The organism is Psychrobacter sp. T6-1, assembly GCF_052258445.1.
Genome location: NZ_JBQQFC010000644.1, coordinates 1 through 801 on the forward strand (window position 1 = coordinate 1; position 801 = coordinate 801).

At 44.8% G+C, this 801-nt stretch carries 1 protein-coding gene; it reads left to right on the forward strand.

Translation table 11 applies throughout. The annotated features are described in order from the left end of the window. Nucleotides 1-163: 163 nt before the first annotated feature. A partial coding sequence (locus ACTXGO_RS15120; RefSeq protein WP_443575098.1) for an acyl-CoA dehydrogenase family protein occupies nt 164-801 on the forward strand: 638 nt, incomplete at its 3' end.

Genomic DNA, 801 nt, shown 5'->3' on the forward strand with positions numbered 1-801 from the left:
TATCTGGCTGGGCATGGTAGTTAACCTCTCTGCACTTATAGCTAAGCGGATGTCTTTTTTCACCTTAATTATGTCATGAATGACAATACGGTACGAGGTTAAATTAGATTACTATTGATCAACCACTTATTTAATCTATTCGTTTTACTACAGAGAGAAGACTATGGCGACCGATACTTTAATTAATACTTACGAGCTACCGTTTCAATTGTACGATGTGCTGGATGTCGAGAGTTTAATCAAGCATCCTAAGTTCGCTGAGCATAACCGAGAGACTTTTGATGCGGTTCTTGAGACTGCGGATAAAATTGCGACTAATTTATTCTTACCACACAATCATCTCGCGGACAAAGATGAGCCACAGTTCGATGGCAAAACAGTCTCTATGATTGATGATGTCAAAGTGGCTTTTGATGCGTTTCGTGACTCAGGCTTTATCGCGGGTCGCTATAGTTTTGAAGATGGCGGCATGCAATTGCCAGAGACGGTAATGACGGCGGTAGCGGGTTATTTTATGGCGGCTAACCCTTCAACGACGGCGTATCCTTTTTTGACGTCAGCGGCGATCAATGTCCTCTCGCATTTCGCTAGCGACGAGGTCAAAGACGCCTTTATGCCGCGTATGCTTACAGGTGAGTTCACCGGCACGATGGCACTTACTGAGCCGCATGCAGGCTCGTCATTGTCTGATATTAGAACCACGGCAACGCTGCAAGAAGACGGCTCATATCGCATCAAAGGCAGCAAAATCTACATCTCAGGCGGCGATCATGAGTTATCTGACAATATTGTGCATTTGGT